Origin of the sequence: Arthrobacter sp. B2a2-09 (assembly GCF_027587375.1) — a bacterium.
GTDB lineage: Bacteria > Actinomycetota > Actinomycetes > Actinomycetales > Micrococcaceae > Arthrobacter.
In genome coordinates this window covers 1-3,339 of the sequence record NZ_JAMXIC010000057.1, presented here as the reverse complement: position 1 = coordinate 3,339, position 3,339 = coordinate 1, and the positions used below count along the sequence as shown (strand labels likewise).

The 3,339-nt window shown below is 57.9% G+C and carries 3 protein-coding genes; 1 reads left to right on the top strand and 2 read right to left on the bottom strand.

The features are described from left to right. Window positions 1-65: 65 nt before the first annotated feature. Window positions 66-1,352 (bottom strand): NAD(P)-binding domain-containing protein, encoded by a 1,287-nt coding sequence (locus NFJ07_RS25430; RefSeq protein ID WP_269998871.1) that lies wholly within the window; start codon window positions 1,350-1,352, stop codon window positions 66-68. 477 nt (window positions 1,353-1,829) lie between these two features. After that, entirely contained in the window at window positions 1,830-2,207 is a 378-nt protein-coding gene (locus NFJ07_RS25425) for a cupin domain-containing protein (RefSeq protein ID WP_269998869.1), read from the bottom strand. A gap of 475 nt (window positions 2,208-2,682) precedes the next feature. On the opposite strand from NFJ07_RS25425, the gene NFJ07_RS25420 reads away from it, so the two are divergent. Beyond that, window positions 2,683-3,093 (top strand): cupin domain-containing protein, encoded by a 411-nt coding sequence (locus NFJ07_RS25420; RefSeq protein ID WP_269998867.1) that lies wholly within the window; start codon window positions 2,683-2,685, stop codon window positions 3,091-3,093. Window positions 3,094-3,339 lie beyond the last annotated feature (246 nt).

Genomic DNA, 3,339 nt, shown 5'->3' with positions numbered 1-3,339 from the left:
TTTCCTCGAAAAGACGGGCATTCTCGGTTTAAACCGCCGCCCGCGTCTCGATCATCATCGGTGGATCAAGGCTTAGTCGCCATGGTCCCAGTGACCACGGAGCGGTGGACCATGTCGCGGTACCCCAGGATGTCGGTCTTCTTGTGGCCCATCCAGTCCTTGAACAGCTGGGAAACAGCGTCCAGGTCAAAGGGTGGGTAATCCGTGGCGTCAATGAGCTCCCGCAGGTAGTCAGACTGGAAATCAGCCTCCGCATCGTGATCCGGCAGCGCTGCCTGGCGCCCGAGCCAGAGCTGGATGTCCGCCTCGCGCTCAGCAAGGGACGGCAGGTCAATCGCTCCGGTCATGACGTCGCGGGCAAACCACGCTTGCGCGTCAAACATGTTGAACGTGTAGTACTGGTCCTGCGCACCCAGGTAGAAAAGATTGGTGTTCCGCTGCCAGACCACCCCTTTGTAAAGGTTGCCCGGGTACAGCACGTTCGCCGACCTCAGCGAGAGCCCGCTAGGCAGGAACGGGTACTTGTGCTGGTATCCGGTGCAAAGCACGACGGCGTCAAAGTCATCTTGGGTGCCGTCGCTAAAGTGCGCGGTGCGGCCCTCGAAGTGGGTGACGAGCGGGCGCTCCACCGCGTTCTCCGGCCAGTCATAGCCCATCGGGGCCGTGCGGTAGCTGAAGGTGATAGACGCGGCGCCCATCTTGTGGGCCTGCATGCCAATGTCCTCTGCGGAATAGCTGCTGCCGATCATGAGCAGCTTCTTGCCGTAAAAGCGCTCGGCTCCGCGGAAATCGTGAGCGTGTAGGACCTCGCCCGGGAAGGTTTTGATGCCCTTGAACTCGGGGACTGAAGGGACGGAGAAGTGACCAGTCGCAACCACGAGCTTGTCGAACACGTGGGTCTCGGTGAGGTTGGTTTTGAGGTCCTCAACCGTCAGCGTGAATTCCTGCGTGGCCTCGTTGTAGCTGGTGTGGCGTGCCACGCTGTTGAACCGGACGTACTTGCGTACGTCGGACTTTTCCACGCGTCCCTTGATGTAGTCGAAGAGAACCTCGCGGGACGGGAAGGAGGAAATGGCTCGGCCAAAGTGCTCATCAAAGGAGTAGTCCGAGAACTCGAGGCACTCCTTGGGCCCATTGGACCATAGGTGGCGGTACATGCTGCTGTGGACCGGCTCGCCGTGAGCATCCAGGCCGATCCGCCAACTGTTGTTCCACTGCCCGCCCCAGTCGTCCTGCTTCTCAAAACACACGATCTCGGGGATGGCTGCTCCTTTTTGGCGTGCTGATTCAAACGCCCGCAGTTGTGCCATGCCGCTGGGGCCCGCACCAATGATTCCGACTCGCAATGTCATGTTGCTCTCCTCTTCCAATGGATTTTTTGGGTCGCTGGTGTGCGACCTTGTGGGTTAAGTCAGGTGTCAAGCCAGCAACCAAACAGATGCGGCTTTGCGGTAGCGGGTGATGCCTTTGGACTCGGCTATGCTTCCCAGGAGTTCGGCCAGCGCGTGGCCGAGGCATGGATCCGAGTAGCTGCCAACGTGGCGGGAAAAGTGGTCAGTGATGGCCAGGGTTGTAGCGCACCCCTGACGGTCCGCCCCGGGGCCAATTGGCTGAAGGTTTGTGTTGGCGGTGTGGCCGTGTCCGCAGAAACGACGTGGGGTCCGCCTCCGTCACAGTCGAGGGCTATCTCCTTATCCAGCAGGCCACATTCCGCCGCTGCGGCTCCGGCTGCATGGATGTCGGCTGGAGGGTCGGCGAGTACAAGGCGGACGCCGCGAACGTCCAAGCTGGTGCGTGCTGTCGGCGGCGTGGACGCGGAACGCTGATTCCTAGGGTGCGAAGGTTCGGTCGCCGGTGAAGAACCCAAGACCATAGTCAGGGGTCTCAAACTTTACGGTTGTGCCCTTGGGGAAAAACAGCACATCGCGCTCCTTGGCGTGTGTCACGTCTCCTGTCGCCTGGTCCGTGAGGATGAACTCACCCTGCACGACGACCTTCATTTCGTCGTAGGTGTACGTGTACACCAGGGGTTCGGAGGCTTTCAGCTCGAAGAATCCGGCGCTCATGACCGACCCCTCGGGGTTGGAGAGGGAGTCCCCGATTGCGGCATCACACCCGGGCTCGTTCATCTGCGGCAGTCCAAGATAGCCGCCTTCTACTTTATGGATGGATCCGGCCTTGCTCAGTTTTCCTACGAGGGCTTCCATGGTCTCTCCCGTGAATAGTGGTGTGAAAGATTTGTCAGAACTGTTCGTCCTTGTCAGACCTGGTCATCTTTTTGATGCATATGAGACTGCAGTGAATATCAACTCAGATCCCCGGTTCAGTGCTGGAAAGGGATCGACTGCGAACCCGACATTTTCTAGTTTCTCCAGGTCTAGCGGAGCTCATCTCCAAACCTTGCTGGTGTGATGCCAGTCACGCATGTCGTCCCCAAAACTGTCACATGAACAGATGTACAAGTCAATCGTTCAAGATGGGAATTTTTCTTTATGACTGTCGCGTGGGCCACAACAAAGGGTTTAGATCTTCATTGCGAACCATTGACTGGAACAAGTGTCCATGTCACAGTATTGAAGGCGCCGTGACCCACATCACGATGAATCGAGCTTATTTAGTTCACCGAAAGCATCAGTTCCGACTTAGAGCATCAGTCCCCACTTAAGGAAGCGGTTAAAGACAATGGCCACAAACACCACTCAGCCCCTGACACTGACGACGGGGGAAGCGATCGATTTTTGGCCAGCGAAGCCCATGAAGACCATGAAGGACGAATGGCAGCGATTGCGCTGCAGGTTCATAAACTCCAATCCTGTGGGCCCATGGGAGGACGTCATACTCTCGGAGTGGGAGCTGGAGGCCTGCGGCTGGGAAGACTTCCACCCCCATACTGAGACGAACTTCGTGCTGGAAGGCGAACTCCATATCGAGAGCGAAGGCAAGACTGTCATCCTGGGGCCGGGTGACTCGGCACGCGTAAATCCCGGACGAACCGGCCGATACTATGCACCTGTCTACGCGCGTATGGTCACCATTTACGGCCCTAACCCCAAAGGGCTGGAGTCACATTCCTTCCGATATTCCGAAATTTGAGCCCGATACTCCCAATCACGACAGGACTCCTCCATGCACTTCGCGGATGAGCGTTCTTGGGCAGAATGAGGCGGGTACCGCAGCCCGTGGGCTTCCACATCGCTTCCGTCACCGCGACCGGCGTCCAACACGCCAGACCGTAAAAGCCATTGTTGTACTTACAATACTTTTGGAGTTTTGATGTCAGCACACATCGGTGTCACCGGCCTTGCGGTGATGGGCGCCAATCTGGCCCGCAACCTGGCC